The 19,133-nt window shown below is 72.5% G+C and carries 21 protein-coding genes; 7 read left to right on the top strand and 14 right to left on the bottom strand.

What is annotated here, in order from left to right; translation table 11 throughout:
- Window positions 1–79 precede the first annotated feature (79 nt).
- Window positions 80–1,081, top strand: coding sequence for a phosphatase PAP2 family protein (locus AC07F3_RS22855; protein ID WP_479116320.1), 1,002 nt, complete (start codon window positions 80–82; stop codon window positions 1,079–1,081).
- Between the two features lie 91 nt (window positions 1,082–1,172).
- On the opposite strand, the gene AC07F3_RS22850 is transcribed toward AC07F3_RS22855, so the two are convergent.
- Entirely contained in the window at window positions 1,173–1,388 is a 216-nt protein-coding gene (locus AC07F3_RS22850) for an I78 family peptidase inhibitor (RefSeq protein ID WP_114040021.1), read from the bottom strand.
- A gap of 468 nt (window positions 1,389–1,856) precedes the next feature.
- On the opposite strand from AC07F3_RS22850, the gene ctaD reads away from it, so the two are divergent.
- Window positions 1,857–3,587: an aa3-type cytochrome oxidase subunit I gene (gene ctaD / locus AC07F3_RS22845; protein ID WP_479116319.1), complete on the top strand. Its 1,731-nt coding sequence runs from the start codon at window positions 1,857–1,859 to the stop codon at window positions 3,585–3,587.
- Here ctaD and AC07F3_RS22840 read toward each other — a convergent pair.
- The 3 genes from AC07F3_RS22840 to AC07F3_RS22830 form a co-directional block, all read right to left on the bottom strand.
- Complete coding sequence (locus AC07F3_RS22840; protein WP_479116318.1) at window positions 3,584–4,411, bottom strand: transferase; 828 nt, start codon at window positions 4,409–4,411, stop codon at window positions 3,584–3,586. The two genes, ctaD and AC07F3_RS22840, sit on opposite strands and share 4 nt — an antisense overlap.
- A complete protein-coding gene (locus tag AC07F3_RS22835; protein ID WP_479116317.1) occupies window positions 4,408–5,688 on the bottom strand; it encodes a glycosyltransferase family 4 protein in 1,281 nt (426 codons plus the stop codon). Before AC07F3_RS22835 ends, AC07F3_RS22840 begins: the two co-directional genes overlap by 4 nt.
- Window positions 5,689–5,930: 242 nt before the next feature.
- Window positions 5,931–6,590 (bottom strand): transglycosylase family protein, encoded by a 660-nt coding sequence (locus AC07F3_RS22830; RefSeq protein ID WP_479116316.1) that lies wholly within the window; start codon window positions 6,588–6,590, stop codon window positions 5,931–5,933.
- Window positions 6,591–7,095: 505 nt separating this feature from the next.
- Between AC07F3_RS22830 and AC07F3_RS22825 the strand changes: the two genes are divergently transcribed.
- Entirely contained in the window at window positions 7,096–7,869 is a 774-nt protein-coding gene (locus tag AC07F3_RS22825) for a hypothetical protein (RefSeq protein WP_479116315.1), read from the top strand.
- A 130-nt stretch (window positions 7,870–7,999) separates the two neighbouring features.
- A complete protein-coding gene (locus AC07F3_RS22820) occupies window positions 8,000–8,383 on the top strand; it encodes a hypothetical protein (RefSeq protein ID WP_479116314.1) in 384 nt (127 codons plus the stop codon).
- 47 nt (window positions 8,384–8,430) lie between these two features.
- Here AC07F3_RS22820 and der read toward each other — a convergent pair whose 3' ends face one another.
- The 5 genes from der to aroH all read right to left on the bottom strand — a co-directional run bounded on the left by der (window position 8,431) and on the right by aroH (window position 12,848).
- Window positions 8,431–9,879, bottom strand: coding sequence for a ribosome biogenesis GTPase Der (gene der, locus AC07F3_RS22815; protein WP_114040015.1), 1,449 nt, complete (start codon window positions 9,877–9,879; stop codon window positions 8,431–8,433).
- A 70-nt stretch (window positions 9,880–9,949) separates the two neighbouring features.
- Window positions 9,950–10,639 carry a lysophospholipid acyltransferase family protein gene (locus AC07F3_RS22810; protein ID WP_479116313.1) on the bottom strand — a complete coding sequence of 230 codons (690 nt, stop codon included), beginning with the start codon at window positions 10,637–10,639 and terminating at the stop codon, window positions 9,950–9,952.
- Entirely contained in the window at window positions 10,597–11,304 is a 708-nt protein-coding gene (gene cmk / locus AC07F3_RS22805) for a (d)CMP kinase (protein ID WP_479116312.1), read from the bottom strand. Before cmk ends, AC07F3_RS22810 begins: the two co-directional genes overlap by 43 nt.
- A 99-nt stretch (window positions 11,305–11,403) precedes the next feature.
- On the bottom strand, window positions 11,404–12,489 hold the full coding sequence (locus AC07F3_RS22800; RefSeq protein WP_450893698.1) for a prephenate dehydrogenase: 1,086 nt from the start codon (window positions 12,487–12,489) through the stop codon (window positions 11,404–11,406).
- The gene (gene aroH, locus AC07F3_RS22795; protein WP_114040011.1) at window positions 12,486–12,848 is read right to left on the bottom strand and encodes a chorismate mutase; all 363 of its coding nucleotides are present in this window, start codon (window positions 12,846–12,848) and stop codon (window positions 12,486–12,488) included. Before aroH ends, AC07F3_RS22800 begins: the two co-directional genes overlap by 4 nt.
- Window positions 12,849–13,074: 226 nt before the next feature.
- Here aroH and AC07F3_RS22790 point away from each other — a divergent pair, with 226 nt between their 5' ends.
- From AC07F3_RS22790 to AC07F3_RS22780, 3 genes are all read left to right on the top strand, one after another.
- On the top strand, window positions 13,075–13,410 hold the full coding sequence (locus AC07F3_RS22790) for a DUF952 domain-containing protein (protein WP_479116311.1): 336 nt from the start codon (window positions 13,075–13,077) through the stop codon (window positions 13,408–13,410).
- A gap of 239 nt (window positions 13,411–13,649) precedes the next feature.
- The gene (locus tag AC07F3_RS22785; protein WP_479116310.1) at window positions 13,650–14,096 is read left to right on the top strand and encodes a Rieske (2Fe-2S) protein; all 447 of its coding nucleotides are present in this window, start codon (window positions 13,650–13,652) and stop codon (window positions 14,094–14,096) included.
- A gap of 18 nt (window positions 14,097–14,114) precedes the next feature.
- Window positions 14,115–14,855, top strand: coding sequence for a nucleotidyltransferase domain-containing protein (locus tag AC07F3_RS22780; RefSeq protein WP_479116309.1), 741 nt, complete (start codon window positions 14,115–14,117; stop codon window positions 14,853–14,855).
- Here the strand turns inward: AC07F3_RS22780 and AC07F3_RS22775 are convergent.
- From AC07F3_RS22775 to pnuC, 5 genes are read right to left on the bottom strand one after another with little or no spacing between them, the layout of a single operon-like run.
- Window positions 14,784–15,536 carry a nucleotidyltransferase domain-containing protein gene (locus AC07F3_RS22775; protein ID WP_479116308.1) on the bottom strand — a complete coding sequence of 251 codons (753 nt, stop codon included), beginning with the start codon at window positions 15,534–15,536 and terminating at the stop codon, window positions 14,784–14,786. The two genes, AC07F3_RS22780 and AC07F3_RS22775, sit on opposite strands and share 72 nt — an antisense overlap.
- A 3-nt stretch (window positions 15,537–15,539) precedes the next feature.
- Complete coding sequence (locus AC07F3_RS22770) at window positions 15,540–16,553, bottom strand: ADP-ribosylglycohydrolase family protein (RefSeq protein WP_479116307.1); 1,014 nt, start codon at window positions 16,551–16,553, stop codon at window positions 15,540–15,542.
- Window positions 16,550–17,329, bottom strand: coding sequence for an NUDIX hydrolase (locus AC07F3_RS22765; RefSeq protein ID WP_479116306.1), 780 nt, complete (start codon window positions 17,327–17,329; stop codon window positions 16,550–16,552). The genes AC07F3_RS22770 and AC07F3_RS22765 overlap by 4 nt, the downstream gene beginning before the upstream one ends.
- Window positions 17,326–18,408, bottom strand: a complete 1,083-nt coding sequence (locus AC07F3_RS22760; RefSeq protein ID WP_479116305.1) for an AAA family ATPase — start codon at window positions 18,406–18,408, stop codon at window positions 17,326–17,328. Before AC07F3_RS22760 ends, AC07F3_RS22765 begins: the two co-directional genes overlap by 4 nt.
- Window positions 18,405–19,001: a nicotinamide riboside transporter PnuC gene (pnuC, locus tag AC07F3_RS22755; RefSeq protein ID WP_479116304.1), complete on the bottom strand. Its 597-nt coding sequence runs from the start codon at window positions 18,999–19,001 to the stop codon at window positions 18,405–18,407. The genes AC07F3_RS22760 and pnuC overlap by 4 nt, the downstream gene beginning before the upstream one ends.
- Window positions 19,002–19,133 lie beyond the last annotated feature (132 nt).

The raw sequence follows: 19,133 nt of genomic DNA, 5'->3' as shown, positions 1-19,133 counted from the left end.
ACATACTCCACATCACATCGTCATCACAAAGACCCCGGATCGGCCTGGGCCGTCACTCACTCGCTGTAACGTCGATTGAGTGCGTACTGACCGAATCTTCGCCCGCCTGGACCGGGAGCCCGAGCCACCGAAGATAGAGATCCCGCGGATGAGCCGTCACCGCGTGGTCCTCTTCGGCGCGACGATGGCGTTCTACCTCGCCATCGTCGTCGCCGTGCTGGGCTCGTCCTGGCTCGTGGAGCTGGACTGGAAGGTCATGCTGTACCGGCCGTACGAACACTGGCCGCAACTGCACGCCTTCCTGGACTACTTCGTGGTCCTCGGCCAGCGCGGACCCACCGCGGTGATGGTCATGGCCTGGCTGGGCTGGCGCTCCTGGCGCCAGCACACCCTCCGGCCGCTCCTGACTCTCGGGGCGGCCCTTCTGCTGCTCAACATGACGGTCGGCGCGGTCAAGCTCGGCCTGGGACGGCTCGGGCCCCACTACGCGACGCAGATAGGGTCCGCCGAGCTCTTCGCCGGCGGCGACATATTTCCCTCGGGGCACACCGCCAACGCGGTCGTGACCTGGGGCATCCTCGCCTACCTCGCCACCACGCCGCGCGCCCGGCGCTGGCTCTCGGTCGGCTCCGCGATGGTGGCCCTTGGCGTCGGCGCGACCACGGTCTACCTCGGTACGCACTGGGTGAGCGATGTGCTCCTGGGCTGGGCGGCCGGGCTGCTCATCCTGCTGGCGCTGCCCTGGTTCGAGCCGCTGATCGCCCGCGCGGAGGCCTTCGTCTTCGCCGTGCGCGAGAAGGTGCGCGAGCGCAGGCGGACCCGCGGTACGGCGGCCCCGGCGCCCGTACCGGCCCCGACCGTGCCCGCGATGGTGCCCCAGCGCGGCCACGACGAGGACGACGCCCCCGTGCGCGAGCCGGTCGGCGCCGCGAGCGGGCGCGGGCCCGGCCGGCCGCTCCCGGCCAGGCCCTACCAGCCGACCCGCTCGGAGCGACCCCCGGTCGTCCCGTCCGGCACCCGGCGCCCCCCGCACACCGAGCGGGCGCCGCGCACCGCCCCGGCCCGCCCCCTGGGCGGCTGACGGCGGCGCGGTCGACGCGCGGTACGCACCCATGACGAAGGCCCCCGGTGAGTCACCGGGGGCCTTCGTCATGGGTGCGTACGGGGACGGCTCAGCCGTGCCAGCAGCGGGTCACGGTGCCGTGCTCGACCTCGAAGTTCAGCCGCCCCGCCAGATACTCCATGGTGATGATCGAGCCCGGCGGGAGCGACCTGACGGTGGACCAGCCGCGCGACCTGGCGAGCCGCTCGGCGCCCTCGGCGTCGAGGCCGACATAGGACTCGGGGGCGTCGTCGGGATGGGCGGAGTGGGACGGTATCGGTGCCATGCCACCCACCGTAGGCGCGCCGCCCCGACGACGGAAGCGGGGGCTCCCGTGACCCGCGAGCCGGGTGTGATCCCGCCGCGAACCCGCTGGTTGTCCGCCTCCGGTACCCCACCAGTCACACTTCTGTCACAGGATCGGCGCTCGGGTTCCCTTCGAACTCCGTCACTCGTACGGGCAGTTCCTGACCCCTTGCCCAGTTATCGCACACCCCGCTTCCAGCCGCCCGAACGCATTCCTGGAATTGATGCAATTCTTACGCCGGACACTTCGGCAATTCCCACTCGACGGCACGCCGAAGGAAATTGACGATGCATAGGTAATTCACCGCACCCTTACACAATCGCTACCCGGATCCCCGCCTCCCGGGGCCCCCGGAGCTCGGCCGGATGGAGCACGCCCCCTGTTGCGACGGCCCCGGGCGCGAGCATCATGGCCCCTGGCCTGATGCCGGACACCTCAGGGGGTGCGATGGGTACGGAGACGGTGACCCGGGCGGCGGAGCCCGCGAAGGCAGGCCGGCCGGGCGCGGTGATCGTCGCCTGGCTGACCACCACGGACCACAAGAGGATCGGGCACCTCTACCTGATCACGTCGTTCGTCTTCTTCCTGATCGCCGGTGTGATGGCCCTCCTGATGCGGGCCGAACTCGCCCGCCCCGGCCTCCAGATCATGACCAACGAGCAGTACAACCAGCTCTTCACGCTGCACGGCACGATCATGCTGCTGCTCTTCGCCACCCCGACCTTCGCCGGGTTCGCCAACGCGATCATGCCGCTGCAGATCGGCTCCCCCGACGTCGCCTTCCCGCGGCTGAACATGCTGGCCTACTGGCTGTTCCTGTTCGGCGGCCTGATCGTGCTGGGCTCGGTGCTGCTGCCGACCGGGCCCGCGAGCTTCGGCTGGTTCGCCTACGCGCCGCTCAACTCGCTGACCCGCTCCCCCGGTGCCGGCGCCGACCTCTGGATCATGGGGCTCGCGCTCTCCGGCTTCGGCACCATCCTCGGCGCGGTCAACTTCGTGACCACCATCATCGGGATGCGCGCCCCCGGCATGACGATGTTCCGGATGCCGGTCTTCACCTGGAACGTGCTTTTCACCTCGATCCTGGTGCTCATCGCGTTCCCGGTGCTGGCGGCGGCGCTGCTCGTCCTGGAGGCGGACCGCAGGTTCGGCTCGGTGGTCTTCGAGGCGCAGAACGGAGGAGCGCTGCTGTGGCAGCACCTCTTCTGGTTCTTCGGCCATCCCGAGGTCTACATCATCGCGCTGCCGTTCTTCGGCATCATCACGGAGATCATCCCGGTCTTCTCCCGCAAGCCCATCTTCGGCTACATGACCCTCATCGGGGCGACGGCGGCCATCACGGGGCTCTCCATCGTGGTGTGGGCCCACCACATGTTCGCCACCGGGGCGGTGTTGCTGCCGTTCTTCTCGTTCATGTCCTTCCTGATCGCGGTGCCGACCGGGGTGAAGTTCTTCAACTGGACCGGCACGATGCTCAAGGGCTCACTGAGCTTCGAGACACCCATGCTGTGGGCCGTCGGCTTCCTGGTGAGCTTCCTGTTCGGCGGCCTCACCGGCGTCATCCTGGCCTCGCCCCCGCTGGACTTCCACGTCACGGACTCGTACTTCGTGGTCGCCCACTTCCACTACGTGGTGTTCGGGACGGTGGTCTTCGCGACCTTCGGCGGCTTCTACTTCTGGTGGCCGAAGCTGACCGGCAGGATGCTCGACGAGCGGCTCGGCAAGATCCACTTCTGGACGCTCTTCGTCGGCTTCCACACCACGTTCCTGGTCCAGCACTGGCTGGGCGCGGAAGGCATGCCCCGGCGGTACGCGGACTACCTGGCGGCCGACGGCTTCACCGCGCTCAACACGGTCTCCTCGATCGGCGCGTTCCTGCTGGGCCTGTCCACGCTGCCGTTCTTCTACAACGTCTGGAGAACCGCGAAGTACGGCGAGAAGGTCGAGGTCGACGACCCCTGGGGGTTCGGCCGCTCGCTGGAGTGGGCCACCTCGTGCCCGCCGCCCCGGCACAACTTCGTGACCATCCCCCGCATCCGCACCGAGTCCCCGGCCTTCGACCTGCACCACCCGGAGTTCGCCCCGTTCCGCGACGACCTGCCTTCCCTGGAAGAGCCGCCCGAGCCGGCGGCGGTGCCGGCCGCACAGGAGCCCGGGCCGAGGGAGCCGCGCTCCTAGCCGCGCACCGCGTCGACCCGCACGCTCAGGTCGTTCGCGCCCGTGTAGTACGGGCGCACCACGCCCTCGCCCACCCGCGAGCCCGGGTACACGAAGATCACCTGCTTCAGGGGGACGTCGTCCAGGATGCGGGCCAGCCGGACGGCCGCCGCGCCGGGGCCGTTGGCCAGCCACAGGTCCCAGAGCCACTCCTTGGCGTCGAGTCCCTCCGCGAGGGGCGCGTACGGCAGCGTGAAGGCGAAGCCGTCGCCCTCGGGGGTGGCGGGCACCCGGTGGACCCGGCCGGCCGCGCCGCGCAGCCGCGCCTCGACGGTGGCGCCGGGGGCGAGCCCCGCGCCGTACAGCCGCCCGTGCACCGTGACCGCGTCCTCGCCGACGCGGATCGTGCCGGTCTCGGCGTGCGGTCTGCGCAGCCAGCTGCGGACGATCAGCTCGCCCGAGCGGCCCGGGTAGGGGATGCGGACCGCGACCCGGTCGGCGTCCGGCCCCGGCTCCCGGTCGACCAGCGCGCGCAGGTCCCGGGTGCCCGGCTCCAGGCGCTGCTCGGCGCCCTCGCCGAAGCGCAGGTACGCGTCCCACACGCCCTCGGCCATGTCGACCGTGCTGGGCAGCACCGCGCGCAGCACGCCCTCCGCGGCCGGGGTGAGCGGGAGCAGCACGTCCGGGCCGGGGTCGGCCCCGCGCCGGCGCAGGACGAGCGCGGCGCCCGGCCGGCCGGCCCCCGTGACGTCGAAGGTCACTCCGCCCGCGGAGTCGGCTATGCAGTGGGCGCGCGGCGCGGCGGAGGCGCTGCCCGTGTCCGGGGACTCGGCGGTGGTGGTCATGCGGTCTGCCCTTTCCGGAGCACGGAGGCGGCCTTGTGGCGCAGGGCGTACGCCCCGTCGAGGGCGGAGCTGCGGGCCCGGTGCAGCGACTCGCGCAGCGCCCCGGCGGAGCGGCTTCCCGCGCCCTGGGCGTGCAGCTCCCGGAAGATCTCCTCGTGGCGCTCGGCGATCCTGGACGGGTCGAAGCGCGCGGAGTTCTCCAGGGCCGCCTTGGCCATGCGGTGGCGCAGGCCGTCGTCCTGGATCAGTTCGAGCAGGGCCTCGGCCACCGCGTCGGCGTTGCCCGTCTCGACGAGGCGGCCGTCCACCCCGTCGTCGATGATCTCGCGCGGCCCCTGCGGGCAGTCCGTGGAGACGACGGGGAGCCCGCAGCGCATCGCCTCGACGATGGTCATGCCGAAGGACTCGTGGCTGGAGGTGACGGCCGCGAGGGAACCCTTGACCCACTCGCTGTCGAGGTCGCCGGACAGGCCCATGAGGAACACATGGTTGTAGAGGCCAAGATCGTCGATCAGGTTCCGCAGCGCCTCGCGTTCGTTTCCGAAGGCGTCGCCGGAGCCGTAGATCCGCAGCTTCCAGTCCGGTCGTACGGCGACGATCCGCGCGAACGCCTTGACCAGCAGGTCGTACCGCTTGACCGGGGTGAGCCGCCCGGCCGCCACGACCAGTTTGGCGTCGCCGTCGGCCGGTTCCAGGGCGGGGGCGGGTACCGCGTTGGGCACCGCCTCGACGCGTACGTCGGGCAGTCGCAGGGCCCGGTAGGCGGCCGCGTCGGCGCCGGTGACCGTGGTGATCGCGTCGAGCAGCGGATAGGAGTGGGCTATCTCGCCGCGCAGCCGGTAGCTGTGGCCCGGCAGGGTCAGGTGCTCCTGGCCGACCCGGACCACGCCGGGGCGGGTCTCGCGCGCGATGTGCACGTTGAGCCCGGGACGGGTGCCGATGACGACGTCGGCCTCGACGGACCGCAGGTGCGCGCCGATCCGGGCGTCGGTGAGGCGGCTGTACTGGCTGTGGCGGCCGTCGCCGCGCGGGAAGACCTTGGCCGGCTGCCGGTGCTGGGGGTGCTCGCCCTCGTACTCCGGGCTGCTCTTGCGCAGGTCGACCAGGTGCCTCAGCCGGACGCCCTCGGGGGCGGGGAGGGTGGGCTCGTCGTGGTGGCGGAAGACGGAGACGATCTCGACGTCGTGCCGCTGCGCGAGCTCACCGGCGAGGTTGAAGGTGGACCGGATGGTGCCGCCCAGGCTGTACGCGTTGTGCAGCAGAAAGGAGAGGTGCATGCGCCACGCGTCCCTTGGTCATTCGATCGATCGGTCGGTCTTGCGCTTGATCATCCGGCCGGCCGGATCGGCCGGGCCCGAAACCCTTCGGTCAGCATCGGACTGTACTTGGGTTGAGCGTCACCCGTACTCCAGGGGCCGATCGCCGCTGGTCCACCCGGGGGCCGGAACGGGCAGGGCGGCACCGGCGATTTTCGGGCAGCGGCGAGCCCCGTCCGGGCGGCCGGACGGGGCTCTGTCCGTCAGATCTTCAGGTGCTGTCCCGGCAGAATGAGATCGGGGTCACCGCCGATGACGGCCCGGTTGGCCGCGTACAGCGTCTCCCAGCGGACGCCGTGGGCCGCCGCGACGGTGGACAGCGTGTCACCGCTTCTGACCGTGTACGTGCCGGCCGGAGCGGCGGGCGCGCTCTCGGTGCGGAGCGGGACGGTGTGCTGCTGCGGCGCGGGCGCCTTGTGCGGCTTGGGCGCCGCCTGCTGCGGGCGCGCGGCCTGCTGCGGCCGGGCGGGCTCGCCCGCCGCGGGCGCGCTGCCGTACGCCCCCGCCTGACGCGAGCACGACGGCCACGCACCCCAGCCCTGCGAGCGCTGCACCTTGGAGGCGATGGCGATCTGCTGCGCCCTGCTGGCCCTGTCGGCGGTGGACGCGTACGCCCCGCCGCCGTGCGCCCGCCAGGTGCCGGCGTCGAACTGGAGCCCGCCGTAGTAGCCGTTGCCGGTGTTGATGTGCCAGTTTCCACCGCTCTCGCACTGGGCGATGCGGTCCCACACACCGGAGTCCGCCGCGGCGGCCGGGCCGGTGGCGACGCTGAGCAGGGCGAGCGGCGCCGCCACCGCGGCCCCGATCAGCGCTGCCGTGCCACGCCTGCGCGGGGAGCTGGAACCACTGGTACCAACAGACATGAAATCCCTTTCGAAGGACCCGGGGTCCCCCTGGGCGGCGCGGCCCTCGGCGCGTCCGGCGCCTCGTTCCGCACCGTCCCCGCCCGCCGGAAGGTCGTAGCTGGCTGTGCGGCCGGCGGGCGTTCCCGGGCGGTGCTCGATGCACACGGCGGTGGAATCTAGGGACCTCCGGCGCCCGGCATCAACCAAAGCCCCGTCATTCCAGGCCAGTTGCCTGTTACCGGGAGTATCGGCGATTTCAGGCCACCCACTTCATGCGCAGATATCGATATTTGTCGACCTGTCACCGAAGCGATCTGTGACCCAGCTCACCAGGACAACTTCCGTGCTCTCCCCATCTGTTGACGGGGAGTGAAGGGTTCCGCCGGTGAATTCACCCTCCGCTGGCGGCGGTTCGATTCCGTTCGCCTTCGCGCGTGACCCCGGCCACAGATCGCCCGTTGTCGTTTGTACGAGAGAAGCCGGGAACCGCCCGGCGCATCCACTCAGTTCCTAGGAGCCACCCGTGCCGCGCATGCTCGACGTCAGTGAGGACGTCCGCGCCGAGATCGGCGACGAAGAAGCCGAGCGGCTGCTCGCCGGCGAGAACGCCCCGGGCAGCTACGACTGCACCTCCTGCCGCACGCCGGGCGACTCCGAGCAGGAGCGCACCAGCACCGTCCTGTTCGTCGGCGAGGAGACCGCCGTCCTCGCCTTCGCCCACGCCAGCTGCATCCCCTCCCAGGTCGTCCAGGTCGCCGAGGAGCAGCTCCAGGGCGCCGTCCGCTCGATCACGGGCGAGGAGCCCGTCGGGGGCGCGCCCGAGCAGGCGGTGCTCGGCATCACCAGCGGCCTGGTCCTGATCGAGGGCGACCTGCATCCGGCGCTCGTCGTCGAGCCGACCGGCCCCATCGCCCGGCCGGGTTCGGGCGGCACCACCGACGAGTTCCTCCCGCTCCTCATCGAGCAGGGCTTCGTGCCGGTGACCGACATGGGGCGGCTGCCCTCGGTGCTGCCGGGCTGGTCCGTGCTGCTCGCGATGGGCCAGCTGCACGCGGTGCTGCAGCCCGGCACCGGCGGGGGCACCGGCTCCGTCTCCTGGTGGCAGGCGCACCAGCCGCTCCAGGTGACGGACGGCTGGCGGGCCGCCGCCAACAAGTCCCAGCGCGTGCTGGTTTTCGCGGCCCCGGTCGGCATGATCGGCCAGCAGCCCCGCGAGGACCTGCTCAGGGACGCCCTGGAGAAGGCCGCGGCCGACGGCCGGCTGGTGGCCGCCGCCATGCCGCTGGCCGGCACCTGAGGTTCCCTCCCGCGCGCCCGTCCCGGCCGGTCCGCGGCGGGCGCGGAAGGGGCGTGGGGAACCGGGCCGCGCGCTACCGATAAGCCGAAACACCCCGCATCCCCGGCCCTACCGGGTCGTTGGCACATACGTGCACACATACGACCCCTCCCGCCAGCCGTACCAGTCCCAGATCCCCGCCATGCGCCCGTCGGGCGACGCCTCGGGAGCCCACTCCCCCACGCCGATCTACGACGCGCTGTACTCGGAGTACCGCCGGTCCTTCCGGGCCCTGCCCGGCGACCGGTCCGGCGAGGAGGACCTCGGCTTCACCGCCTTCGCGGCCCTCGGTGGCGGGTTCACCGCGATCCACGGCGCCCGCGTCGGCCAGCAGTCCGGCCACCACACCCAGCACTTCCCCGCCACGTACGCGGGGAACTGGCAGCTGCACCCGGCGATGAACGCGAACGGGCGGCAGTACACCGGGCACCAGCTCCCGGCGGCACTGCCGCCCGGCCCCCGCAGGGGGCTCTGACCTCCTGCCGCGAGGGACTCGCTCCCTCACGGCCCTCGGTGTGGGGGTTACTTCTTGCGGCCGCGCTTCTCGCGCACCCGCACCGAGATGTGGATCGGAGTGCCCTCGAAGCCGAACTCCTCGCGCAGCCGGCGCTCGATGAAGCGCCGGTAGCCGGCCTCGATGAAGCCGGAGGCGAACAGGACGAAGCGGGGCGGCTTGGTGCCCGCCTGCGTACCGAACAGGATGCGCGGCTGCTTTCCGCCGCGGATCGGGTGCGGGTGACCGGCGACGAGCTCGCCGAGGAACGCGTTGAGGCGCCCGGTCGGAACGCGCGTCTCCCAGCCCGCCAGGGCCGTCTCGATCGCCGGGACCAGCTTCTCCATGTGGCGGCCGGTCAGCGCGGACACGTTGACCCGGGGCGCCCAGGCGACCTGCTGCATCTCGGTCTCGATCTCGCGCTCCAGGTAGTAACGCCGCTCCTCGTCGAGGGTGTCCCACTTGTTGTACGCGATGACGAGCGCGCGGCCCGCGTCGACGGCCATCGTGATGATCCGCTGGTCCTGCACGGAGATCGGCTCGCTGGTGTCGATGAGGACGACCGCGACCTCCGCCTTCTCGACGGCGGCGGCGGTACGCAGCGAGGCGTAGTAGTCGGCGCCCTCCTGGAGGTGGACGCGGCGGCGGATGCCGGCCGTGTCGACGAACTTCCAGGTGACCCCGCCCAGCTCGATGAGCTCGTCGACCGGGTCGCGGGTGGTGCCGGACAGCTCGTTGACGACGACGCGCTCCTCCTTGGCCACCTGGTTCAGGAGCGAGGACTTGCCGACGTTCGGGCGGCCGATGAGGGCGATGCGGCGCGGGCCGCCCACCGCGGTGCCGAAGCGCTGCGGCGGGGCCTCGGGCAGGGCCTTCAGGATCTCGTCGAGCAGGTCGCCGGTGCCGCGGCCGTGCAGCGCCGAGATGGGGAAGGGCTCGCCGAGGCCGAGCGACCACAGGGCGGCGGCGTCGGACTCGCCGGACATGCCGTCGACCTTGTTCGCGGCGAGCACGACGGGCTTGCCGGCCCGGCGCAGCAGCTTGACGACGGCCTCGTCGGTGTCGGTGGCGCCCACGGTGGCGTCGACGACGAAGACCACGGCGTCGGCGGCCTCGATGGCGTACTCGGCCTGGGCGGCGACGGAGGCGTCGAGGCCCAGGACGTCCTGCTCCCAGCCGCCGGTGTCGACGACCTTGAAGCGGCGCCCGGCCCACTCGGCCTCGTAGGTGACGCGGTCGCGGGTGACGCCGGGCTTGTCCTGGACGACGGCCTCGCGGCGGCCGATGATGCGGTTCACCAGGGTCGACTTGCCGACATTGGGGCGGCCGACGACGGCGAGGGCGGGGAGCGGGCCGTGGCCGGCCTCGCCGAGCGCCTCCTCGACGTCCTCGACGTCGAAGCCCTCTTCGGCGGCGAGCTCCATGAACTCCGCGAACTCGGCGTCGCCGAGAGCTCCGTGTTCGTGCTGGTCGTTCATGAAGTCCGTACCTCGTTCATCGTGGTGATCGGTGGATCGCGATCGGGCGGTCCACTACTGAAAGTCTGGCCTAGCGCCCGGTCAGGCGCCTGGCGGTGTCCAGGTGGCCGGTGAGCCGGTCCTGGATGCGGACGGTGGCCTCGTCCAGGGCTCTGCGGGTCCGCCGTCCGCTGCCGTCACCGGCTTCGAAGGCGTCCCCGAAGACGACGTCGACGCGGCTGCGCAGCGGCGGCAGCCCCTTTATCAACCGTCCCCGGCGCTCGGTGCTTCCCAGCACCGCCACCGGGACGATGGGCGCCCCCGACCGTACGGCGAAGTAGGCGAGGCCCGCCCGCAGCGAGGCGAAGTCGCCGTCGCCCCGGGTGCCCTCGGGGAAGATCCCGAGGACGCCGCCCCGGTCGAGCACGCCCAGCGCCTCGGTGATCGCGGCGCGGTCGGTGACCGACCGGTCCACCTTGAGCTGGCCGATGCCCTCCAGGAAGGGGCCGAGCGGCCCCACGAAGGCTTCCTTCTTGATCAGGAAATGGGTGCCGCGCGGTGCGGTGCCCATGACCATCGGGCCGTCGATGTTGTGGGAGTGGTTGACGGCGAGGATCACCGGGCCGCTCGCCGGAACCCGCCAGGCGCCGAGCACCCGGGGCTTCCACAGCCCGTACATCAGGCCGACACCGATCCGGCGTCCGATCTCGGCGCCTCGCTCGGCCGCGGGAACCACTGTCACTTGGCGGCCTGCTTCTCCTCGATGAGGGTGACCACGCACTCGATGACCTGGTCGAGCGTGAGCTCGGTGGTGTCCACCTCGACCGCGTCGTCGGCCTTGGCCAGCGGGGAGGTCTTGCGGCCGGAGTCCGCCGCGTCCCGCTTGATCAGGGCTTCCCTGGTGGCCGCCACGTCGGAGCCCTTGATCTCGCCGCTGCGGCGGGCCGCGCGGGCCTCGGGGGACGCGGTGAGGAACACCTTCAGGTCGGCGTCGGGCAGCACGGTCGTGCCGATGTCGCGGCCCTCGACCACGATGCCCTGTTCGGCCCCGGCCGCGATGTCGCGCTGGAGCTGGGTGATCAGGGCCCGCACCTCGGGCACCGCGCTGACGGCGCTCACCTTGGAGGTGACGTCCTGGGTGCGGATCGGCCCGGAGGCGTCCTCCCCGTCGACGGTGATGGTCGGCGCCGACGGGTCGGTGCCGGAGACGATCACGGGCTTGGCGGCGGCGACCGCGATCTCCGCCGGGTCGTCGATGTCGATGCCGTTGGTGATCATCCACCAGGTGATCGCCCGGTACTGGGCGCCGGTGTCCAGGTAGCTCAGCCCGAGCTTGGCGGCGACCGCCTTGGACGTGCTGGACTTGCCGGTGCCGGAGGGGCCGTCGATGGCGACAATCACAGCTGCCGGAGCGGTCCGGGCGGCGCTTTCCACGGTGACGGACACCTTCCTGGTACGGGGCGGGGATGCTCGGGGCGCAAATCCGCCCCGTACAAGGTTACTGGCTCGTGCGAGCCCGCCGTCCCGCCCCGTCCTCCCAGCCGCTCACTGCCTGATCGACCAGCCCCGTTCGCGCAGCGCGGCGGTCAGGCCGGGGGCCGCGGCCGGCTCGACCATGAGCTGGACCAGGCCCGCCTGCTGGCCGGTGGCGTGCTCGATGCGGACGTCCTCGATGTTGACACCGGCCCGGCCCGCGTCGGCGAACAGCCGCGCGAGGCCGCCCGGCTCGTCGCTGAGCAGCACGGCGACGATCTCGTACGTGGCGGGAGCCGCCCCGTGCTTGCCGGGCACCCTGACCCGGCCCGCGTTGCCGCGCCGGAGCACGTCCTCGATGCCGGCCGCGCCGCCCCGGCGCTTGTCCTCGTCGGCGGACTCCAGGGAGCGCAGGGCGCGCACCGTCTCGTCGAGGTCGGCGGCGATCCCGGACAGCACGTCGGCGACCGGGCCCGGGTTCGCCGAAAGGATCTCCACCCACATCCCGGGGTCGGAGGCCGCGATGCGGGTGACGTCGCGAATGCCCTGGCCGCACAGCCGGACCGCCGTCTCGTCGGCCTCTTCGAGGCGGGCGGCGACCATGGAGGAGACCAGCTGCGGGGTGTGCGAGACCAGGGCGACGGCCCGGTCGTGGGCGTCGGCGTCCATCACGACCGGCACGGCGCGGCACAGCGCGACCAGTTCGAGCGCGAGGTTGAGCACCTCGGTGTCGGTGTCGCGGGTCGGCGTGAGCACCCAGGGACGGCCCTCGAAGAGGTCGGCGGTGGCGGCGAGCGGGCCCGAGCGCTCCTTGCCCGCCATGGGGTGGGTGCCGATGTAGGAGCTCAGGTCGCAGCCGAGGGCGAGGAGCTCGCGGCGCGGGCCGCCCTTGACGCTGGCCACGTCGATGTAGGCGCGGGCCACCCCGTCCCGGATCGCCCCGGCCAGCGTGGCGGCCACGTGCGCGGGCGGCACGGCCACGACCGCGAGGTCGACCCGGCCCTCGGGCGGCTCGTCCGTGCCTGCGCCGAGCGCGGCGGCGGTGCGGGCCTGGCCGGGGTCGTGGTCGGCGAGGTGCACGGCGATCCCGCGGCTCGCGAGGGCCAGGGCGGCGGAGGTGCCGATCAGGCCGGTACCGATGACGAGGGCGGTTCTCACTGGGCGATGTCCTTGCGCAGGGCGGCGGCGGAGCCGAGGTAGACGTGGGCGATCTCGGCCTTGTCGAGGTAGGTCTCGACGTGCGCCAGGACCCGGACGACCCGGGGCATGGCGCCGGCTATGTCGAGCTCCTGCGCACAGAGCAGCGGTACGTCGGTGAGGCCGAGGCGGCGCGCGGCCACGGCCGGGAAGTCGCTGTGCAGATCGGGGGTGGCGGTGAACCAGATGCTGATGAGGTCGTTCGGGGTCAGCTCGTTGCGCTGCAGGATCTCGGTGAGCAGCGAGCCGACCTGCTCGTCCATGTGCGCGGACTCGTCCCGCTCCAGCTGGACGGCCCCACGGACCGCTCGTACCGCCACGACGTGCTCCTCGGCTCGGCCTTCGTTCCCGTTCAGCGTAGTCAGCGCCGCCGACGGGCGGACACGGTGACCGCCCCGAAGGCCGCCCCGGGCCGTTTTCCGCCGCGGTCGTGCCCGCCGGACGGGGGCGCACGGCGCAACGGCCCGGCTCCCGGGAACCCCGCCGCCACCTGGGCAGACCGCGCTCCCTGGGCCCGGGCGGCGCGGGGTGCGGTAGAACCGACGCATGATCCTGCATGTCGTTCCCCTGGTCGAGTGGTCGGCCGACCCCGGTCTGCCCTACCGCCCGCCCTCGCTGGCCACCGAGGGCTTCGTGCACTGCTCGGCCGACGAGGCGTCGGCGCTGGCCGTCGCCGACGCCCACTACCGCGACGTGCCGGGCCCGCTCCTGGCCGTGTGCGTCGACGAGTCGGCGCTGGCCGCCGAGGTCCGCTGGGAGGGCGGCGGGGACGTGCTGTTCCCGCATGTGTACGGGCCCGTCGAGCGGGCGGCCGTGACGGCGGTGCTCGAAGTACGGCGGGACGCCGAGGGGCGCGCGCTGGGCCTCGCGCCCCGGACGTGACCCTGGTGCGCCTGTCACCGGCCCCGGGCAAGGGAGTTGGGTGGGTACGCGCGGGAACATCCCCTCGTCGGTGCTTCGCGTCGGGGGCGTTCGGCGCGAGGATGCTCCCGCAGCGCGTACGTCCGAAGGGCCAGCACGGCGCCCGGACGTTCGGCGTGAGGACCGCACGTCCGGCGTGAGGGACAGCGCACGGGCACGGTGGCGCCTCGCGTCCGCCCCGACGACTTGAGGAGCACACGATGGACGCAGTCAACAGCCGCAGGACGGTACTCGTGGCCGCGGCGGGCGCGGTGGCGCTCGCGGGTTGCTCGACCTCCGGGAACGGCGGCGGTTCGTCGCCCTCCCCCGGCGGCACCGCCGCCTCCGCGCCGGGCGGGTCCAACCCGCCCGCCCGGTCCGGGCAGGTCCTCGGCACAACGGCGGACATCCCGGTCGGCGGCGGCAAGGTCTTCGCGGAGCAGAAGGTCGTCGTCACCCAGCCGGAGGCGGGCACCTTCAAGGCCTTCTCGGCGGTCTGCACCCACCAGGGCTGCACCGTCACCAGCGTGTCGGGCGGCACCATCAACTGCCCCTGCCACGGCAGCAAGTACCGCATCGCGGACGCCTCGGTGGCAGGCGGCCCGGCCCCGCGTCCGCTGCCCGCGCGGCAGATCACCGTCGACAAGGATTCGATTCTGCTGCCCTGACCGGCGAGCATGGGCGGCATGACACCCGAGGAGCTCGTCGCAGGCCACACCATCTACGCGTGTGTCATGGGCTCGCGCGCCTTCGGCCTCGCGACCGCGGACAGCGACACCGACGTGCGCGGGATCTACCTCGCGCCGACACCGTTGTTCTGGCGTTTCGAGAAGCCCCCGGCGCATGTCGAGGGCCCGGCGGACGAGCAGTTCAGCTGGGAGCTGGAGCGGTTCTGCGAGCTGGCCCTGCGGGCCAACCCGAACGTCCTGGAGTGCCTGCACTCCCCGCTGGTCGAGTACGCCGACGACACCGGGCGAGAACTCCTGGCGCTGCGCGAGGCGTTCCTGTCCCGGCAGGCCCACGAGACGTTCGCCCGGTACGCGCTCGGCCAGCGCAAGAAGCTCGACGCCGATGTGCGCCAGTACGGCGCGCCGCGGTGGAAGCACGCCATGCACCTGCTGCGGCTGCTGAGGAGCTGCCGCGATCTGCTGCGCACCGGCGTGCTCACCATCGACGTCGGCGCCGAGCGCGACCGGCTGCTCGCGGTGAAGCGCGGCGAGGTGGCCTGGTCCGAGGTGGAGTCCTGGATGGCGCGCCTGGCCGCCGAGTCGGACGAGGCGGCCGCGACCACACCACTGCCTCCCGAACCCGACCGGGCCCGGGTGGCGGACTTCCTGTTCCGCGCGCGCCGCGCGTCAGCGTTCGAGGCGGACGCGTACGACGAAGTCGTGCAGCGCGTCGTGTCCGGTGGGGGCGCCCGGCAGTAGCGAGACGGCCTGCGCCTCGTCCAGGGCGGCGTGCAGCGCCTCGATGTCGGCGGCCACGCGCTCCGGCTCCGGCCCGGTCGCGGGGCCGTGCTCGGCCTCCGCCTTGGCGGCGATCAGCTCGGGCAGGTAGCCGGGGGCCGCCACCTCGCCGATGAGAGCGGTCAGATCCGCCTCCACCCGGCCACTGCGCATGAGGTGGATGCCGGTGAGCAGCACCCTGAACGCGTAGAGCAGCGGCTTGAGTTCACCGGTCTTCTGGAACAGCCGCCACTGCGTGCCCGCGAACCCGCGGTAGTGGTGGGCGTGGTGCGAGGTCAGCACCGTGGGCGCGAGCGAGACGAGTTCGGCGTGCGCGTCGGTCGTGTGCACGACCAGCGGCGAGAGCAGCTGCTCCAGTACGTAGCCGTTGCGGCGCAGCATCAGGCGGACGAACTTGCGCAGGTCGTGCGTGACGAGATCCATCTCCACGCCGTCCCGGTCCCACATCCGCTCCCGCGTCTCCGCCGGTTCGCGCAGGCCCACCAGCGCCTCGGTCGGCAGGACGTGGACGCCGCGCAGGTCGACGTCCGAGTCGCGGGAGGGGAAGCCGTACAGGTGGGCGCCCGAGACCGTGGCGAACAGCAGCGGGTCGGGCTGTCCGGCGATCACGGGCGCGAGGTCGGCGGTATGGAGTTCGATCATGGCTCAAGCATCCCAGAGGGCCCCCAGGGTCAGGAGTTCACTGCGGTACTCGATGCGCTCGGCCCACTCCTTGGGCCAGGCCGCCGCTCCCAGGTGGGCGCCCGCGAACGCCCCGGCCAGGCAGGCGATGGAGTCCGAGTCGCCCTGGGTGCAGGCCGCGCGGCGCAGGGCCGTGAGGGGCTCGTCGGGGAAGAGCAGGAAGCAGAGCAGGCCCGTGGCGAAGGCCTCCTCGGCGATCCACCCGTCGCCGGTCTCCAGGCACGGGTCGGTCTCGGGCGAGGGGTTGCGGAGCGCCTTGAGCACCCGGTCGAGCGCGTCCAGGCACTCGTCCCAGCCGCGTGCGATGAAGTGGCCGGGGGTCGGATCCTGCGCCCGCGTCCACAGGTCGCCGAGCCAGCGCTCGTGGTAGCGGACGCGGTTCTCGTACGCGTACGAGCGCAGCTGGCCGACCAGGCCCATCGGGTCGGCGCCCTGGGCGAGCAGGTACACGGCGCGCGCGGTGAGGTCGGAGGCGGCGAGCGCGGTGGGGTGCCCGTGGGTGAGCGCGGACTGCAACTGGGCGGCGCCCGCCCGCTGTTCCTCGCTCAGCCCCGGCACGAGGCCGACCGGCGCGACCCGCATGTTGGCGCCACAGCCCTTGGAGCCGAGCTGACTGGCCTCCTGCCACGGAAGCCCGCCGTCCAGCTTGGCGCACGCCACCAGGCAGGTGCGGCCGGGGGCGCGGTTGTTCTCGGGCGAGTGGTACCAGTCGACGAACTCCTTGCGGACGGGCCCTTCGAGCCGGGCCGGGCCGAGCAGGCCGCTGTCCATGGCGGTGCGGATGCCGCGGCCGAGGGCGAGCGTCATCTGGGTGTCGTCGGTGACGAACGCGGGGCTCGGCAGCGCCATCTCGCGCCACGGCCCGCACTTGGTGAGGATCGCGGGCACGTCGTTGAACTCGGTCGGGAAGCCGAGGGCGTCCCCCAGCGCGAGCCCGATCAAGGCACCGGTCGCCGTCTGTTTCGCAGCACGGTTCATGTCTGTCGTCCCTCCGGGCGCATCAGGGGCGGGTGCAGCGCGGTGGCCGGTCCCGCCCGGTAGAGCGCGGCCGGTTTGCCCCGGCCGCCGGTCAGCCGCGAGGCGCCGGTCACCTGCTCGACGAAGCCGGGCGTGGCCAGGACCTTGCGGCGGAAGTTGGGGCGGTCCAGGGCGGTGCCCCAGACCGTCTCGTACACCTGCCGCAGCTCGCCGAGGGTGAACTCGGGCGGACAGAACGACGTCGCGAGGCAGGAGTACTCGAGCTTGGCGCCGACGCGTTCGTGGGCGTCGGCGAGGATGTCGGCGTGGTCGAAGGCGAGCCGGCCGTACGAGCCGAAGGCGACCCACTCGGCGTGCGCCGCGTCGCCGCCGCCGCGCGGTTCGGGCAGGTCGGGCACGAGCGCGGTGTAGGCGACCGACACCACCCGCATGCGGGGGTCGCGGTCCGGCTCGCTGTAGGTGCGCAGCTGTTCCAGGTGCAGCCGGGCCACGACGTCGTCGGCGAGCCCGGTCTCCTCGGCCAGTTCGCGCCGGGCCGCGAGCTCGGCGGACTCGCGCGGCAGCACGAAACCGCCCGGCAGCGCCCAGTCCCCCGCGTACGGCTCCTGGCCGCGCCGGATGAGCAGCGCGTGCAGGGCGCCCTCGCGGACCGTGAAGACGGCCAGGTCGACGGTGACGGCGAACGGCTCGAAGGCGTACGGGTCGTACCCCTCGGGCGCCTTGTCCCGCGGCCCCCGGGCACCCCCCTCCAGGGCCCGGGGGCCGACGGTGGTCATCGTCGCTCCGGCAGCGGGTCGGCGAGGTCCCAGCCCCGGTCGAGCAGCGCGTCCACAGCGGCGACGGCGGCATCGAGCCGTTCCTCGTGTGCCCCGTGAAGCTCGATGAACTCCCTTTTGGTACGGATCAGTTCGGCCCGGAACCGGTCGGTCATCCAGGGCCGCAGCTCCTCCCCGTCGCGCAGCCCGTCGTCCTCGAAGGGCACCCCCTCGTGGTCGGTGAGCAGCCACAGGTGGTGGGCCGCGGCCCGGTCGGCGACGGCTTCGACGCGCGGGCCGCGGCGGCCCAGGTAGCGCTCGTGCCACACGGTGGTGGCGAAGGAGTCGGTGTCGCAGAACAGCACGGGCGAGCCGAGGCCCGCGGCCCGGTTCTCGCGCTCGTTCTGCCGCTCGGCGATCACCGGGAACTCGTCCGAGCCGAACTCGACGTCCTCCCACTGGGCCTGCGGGTAGCGCGAGCGCAGCGCGGCCAGCTTGCCCTCGCTGTACTCCCGCCCGTACTCCGCCACCCACCGGGTGCGCGCCCACACGCCGCCGCGCGCGCGGTAGTGCTCGGCCAGCGCGCGGGCCATCGTGGTGGTGCCGGTCGACTCGGCGCCGAGCACGACCACGCGCCGGGCCAGCCAGGCCCTGACCGGCTCTTCGAGGAAGTCCCAGCTGCCCACCGGGTCCTTGCGCACGGCCGTGCCGGAGACCGGGAACAGGGTGCGGTCGAGGTCGACGAGGACGTGCTCGGCGCCGAAGCGGCGGGCGAGTTCGTCGCCGTACGACTCGGAGGTGAAGACCGCGTCGACGCGCTCGGGGACCGCGCCCTTGAAGACGGCCAGGTGGGCGTCCCAGACAGCGGGGTCGTTCAGGTCCATCTCGATGTCGTCGACGGCGCCCACGACCCGCGCGCCCGGGTGCACCGCGCGCATCCACTGGACCCGCTCGGCCAGCGGCACCGTCTCGACGGAGGCCGCGCAGACCAGCACCGTGAGCCGCTCGCAGCGGTCGGCGGCGGTGCGCACCAGGTGGTGGTGGCCGGCGTGCGGCGGGTAGAACTTGCCGAGGACCAGGCCGTGTTCGTACGTCTTCATGCCGCCACCTCCGCGAGGCGGGCCGGGCGGGCGGCGAGCTCGCGCCGCCAGCCCCGCAGTCCGATCAGGCACAGGGTCAGGAACCCGGCGTACAGGAGCGAGGTCAGGTAGAGCTCCTTGTAGGCGTAGAGCGGGATGTAGACCACGTCCGCCGCGATCCACAGCCACCAGGACTCGACGAGCTTCCGGCACTGCCCGTACGTCGCCGCGAGCGAGAGCGCGGTGGTCAGCGCGTCCCAGAACGGGACCGTCGAATCGGTGGCCGCGCCGAGCAGGAAGGTGAGCGCGACGGTCCCCACCGCCCCCGCCGCGAGCAGCCACAGCCACTCGGTGCGGGTCGTCCGCCGGACCGGAAGCGTGCCGGGACCTGATCCACCCCCGTGGGCCCAGGTCCACCAGCCGTACCCGGCGAGGGCGATGAAGACGACTTGGAGTCCGGCGTCCGCGTAGAGGCCGGAGCGGAGGAACAGCACGATGAAGAACACGTTGTTGGCGAGTCCCACCGGCCAGTTGGCGATGTGCTGCCGGGCCACCAGCCAGACGCACAGCGCGCCGGTCGCGAAGCCGAGGATCTCGGTCCAGGTGAGGCTCACGCCCGTACCCCCTTAATAGTCACTGTGACTATAAAGGTGTTCGGGCGGTCGCACAAGGTTGCGGAGGGAGCGGACGCGAAAGAGCCCGGCTCCCGTGCGACACGGGAACCGGGCTCCTCTCAGCGGGAGTTG

The organism is Streptomyces sp. NPDC045846 (assembly GCF_056431605.1).
The sequence above is the reverse complement of the archived record's forward strand: the minus strand, read 5'-3'. Positions and strand labels throughout refer to the sequence as shown.

What these genes read in the sequence shown, in the direction of transcription:
- AC07F3_RS22850 (WP_114040021.1), bottom strand. Translation starts at nt 1,388, where the DNA reads ATGGCACCGATACCGTCCCACTCCGCCCATCCCGACGACGCCCCCGAG.
- ctaD (WP_479116319.1), top strand. Translation starts at nt 1,857, where the DNA reads ATGGGTACGGAGACGGTGACCCGGGCGGCGGAGCCCGCGAAGGCAGGC.
- AC07F3_RS22840 (WP_479116318.1), bottom strand. Translation starts at nt 4,411, where the DNA reads ATGACCACCACCGCCGAGTCCCCGGACACGGGCAGCGCCTCCGCCGCG.
- AC07F3_RS22835 (WP_479116317.1), bottom strand. Translation starts at nt 5,688, where the DNA reads ATGCACCTCTCCTTTCTGCTGCACAACGCGTACAGCCTGGGCGGCACC.
- AC07F3_RS22830 (WP_479116316.1), bottom strand. Translation starts at nt 6,590, where the DNA reads ATGTCTGTTGGTACCAGTGGTTCCAGCTCCCCGCGCAGGCGTGGCACG.
- der (WP_114040015.1), bottom strand. Translation starts at nt 9,879, where the DNA reads ATGAACGACCAGCACGAACACGGAGCTCTCGGCGACGCCGAGTTCGCG.
- AC07F3_RS22790 (WP_479116311.1), top strand. Translation starts at nt 13,075, where the DNA reads ATGATCCTGCATGTCGTTCCCCTGGTCGAGTGGTCGGCCGACCCCGGT.
- AC07F3_RS22785 (WP_479116310.1), top strand. Translation starts at nt 13,650, where the DNA reads ATGGACGCAGTCAACAGCCGCAGGACGGTACTCGTGGCCGCGGCGGGC.
- AC07F3_RS22780 (WP_479116309.1), top strand. Translation starts at nt 14,115, where the DNA reads ATGACACCCGAGGAGCTCGTCGCAGGCCACACCATCTACGCGTGTGTC.
- AC07F3_RS22775 (WP_479116308.1), bottom strand. Translation starts at nt 15,536, where the DNA reads ATGATCGAACTCCATACCGCCGACCTCGCGCCCGTGATCGCCGGACAG.
- AC07F3_RS22770 (WP_479116307.1), bottom strand. Translation starts at nt 16,553, where the DNA reads ATGAACCGTGCTGCGAAACAGACGGCGACCGGTGCCTTGATCGGGCTC.
- AC07F3_RS22765 (WP_479116306.1), bottom strand. Translation starts at nt 17,329, where the DNA reads ATGACCACCGTCGGCCCCCGGGCCCTGGAGGGGGGTGCCCGGGGGCCG.
- AC07F3_RS22760 (WP_479116305.1), bottom strand. Translation starts at nt 18,408, where the DNA reads ATGAAGACGTACGAACACGGCCTGGTCCTCGGCAAGTTCTACCCGCCG.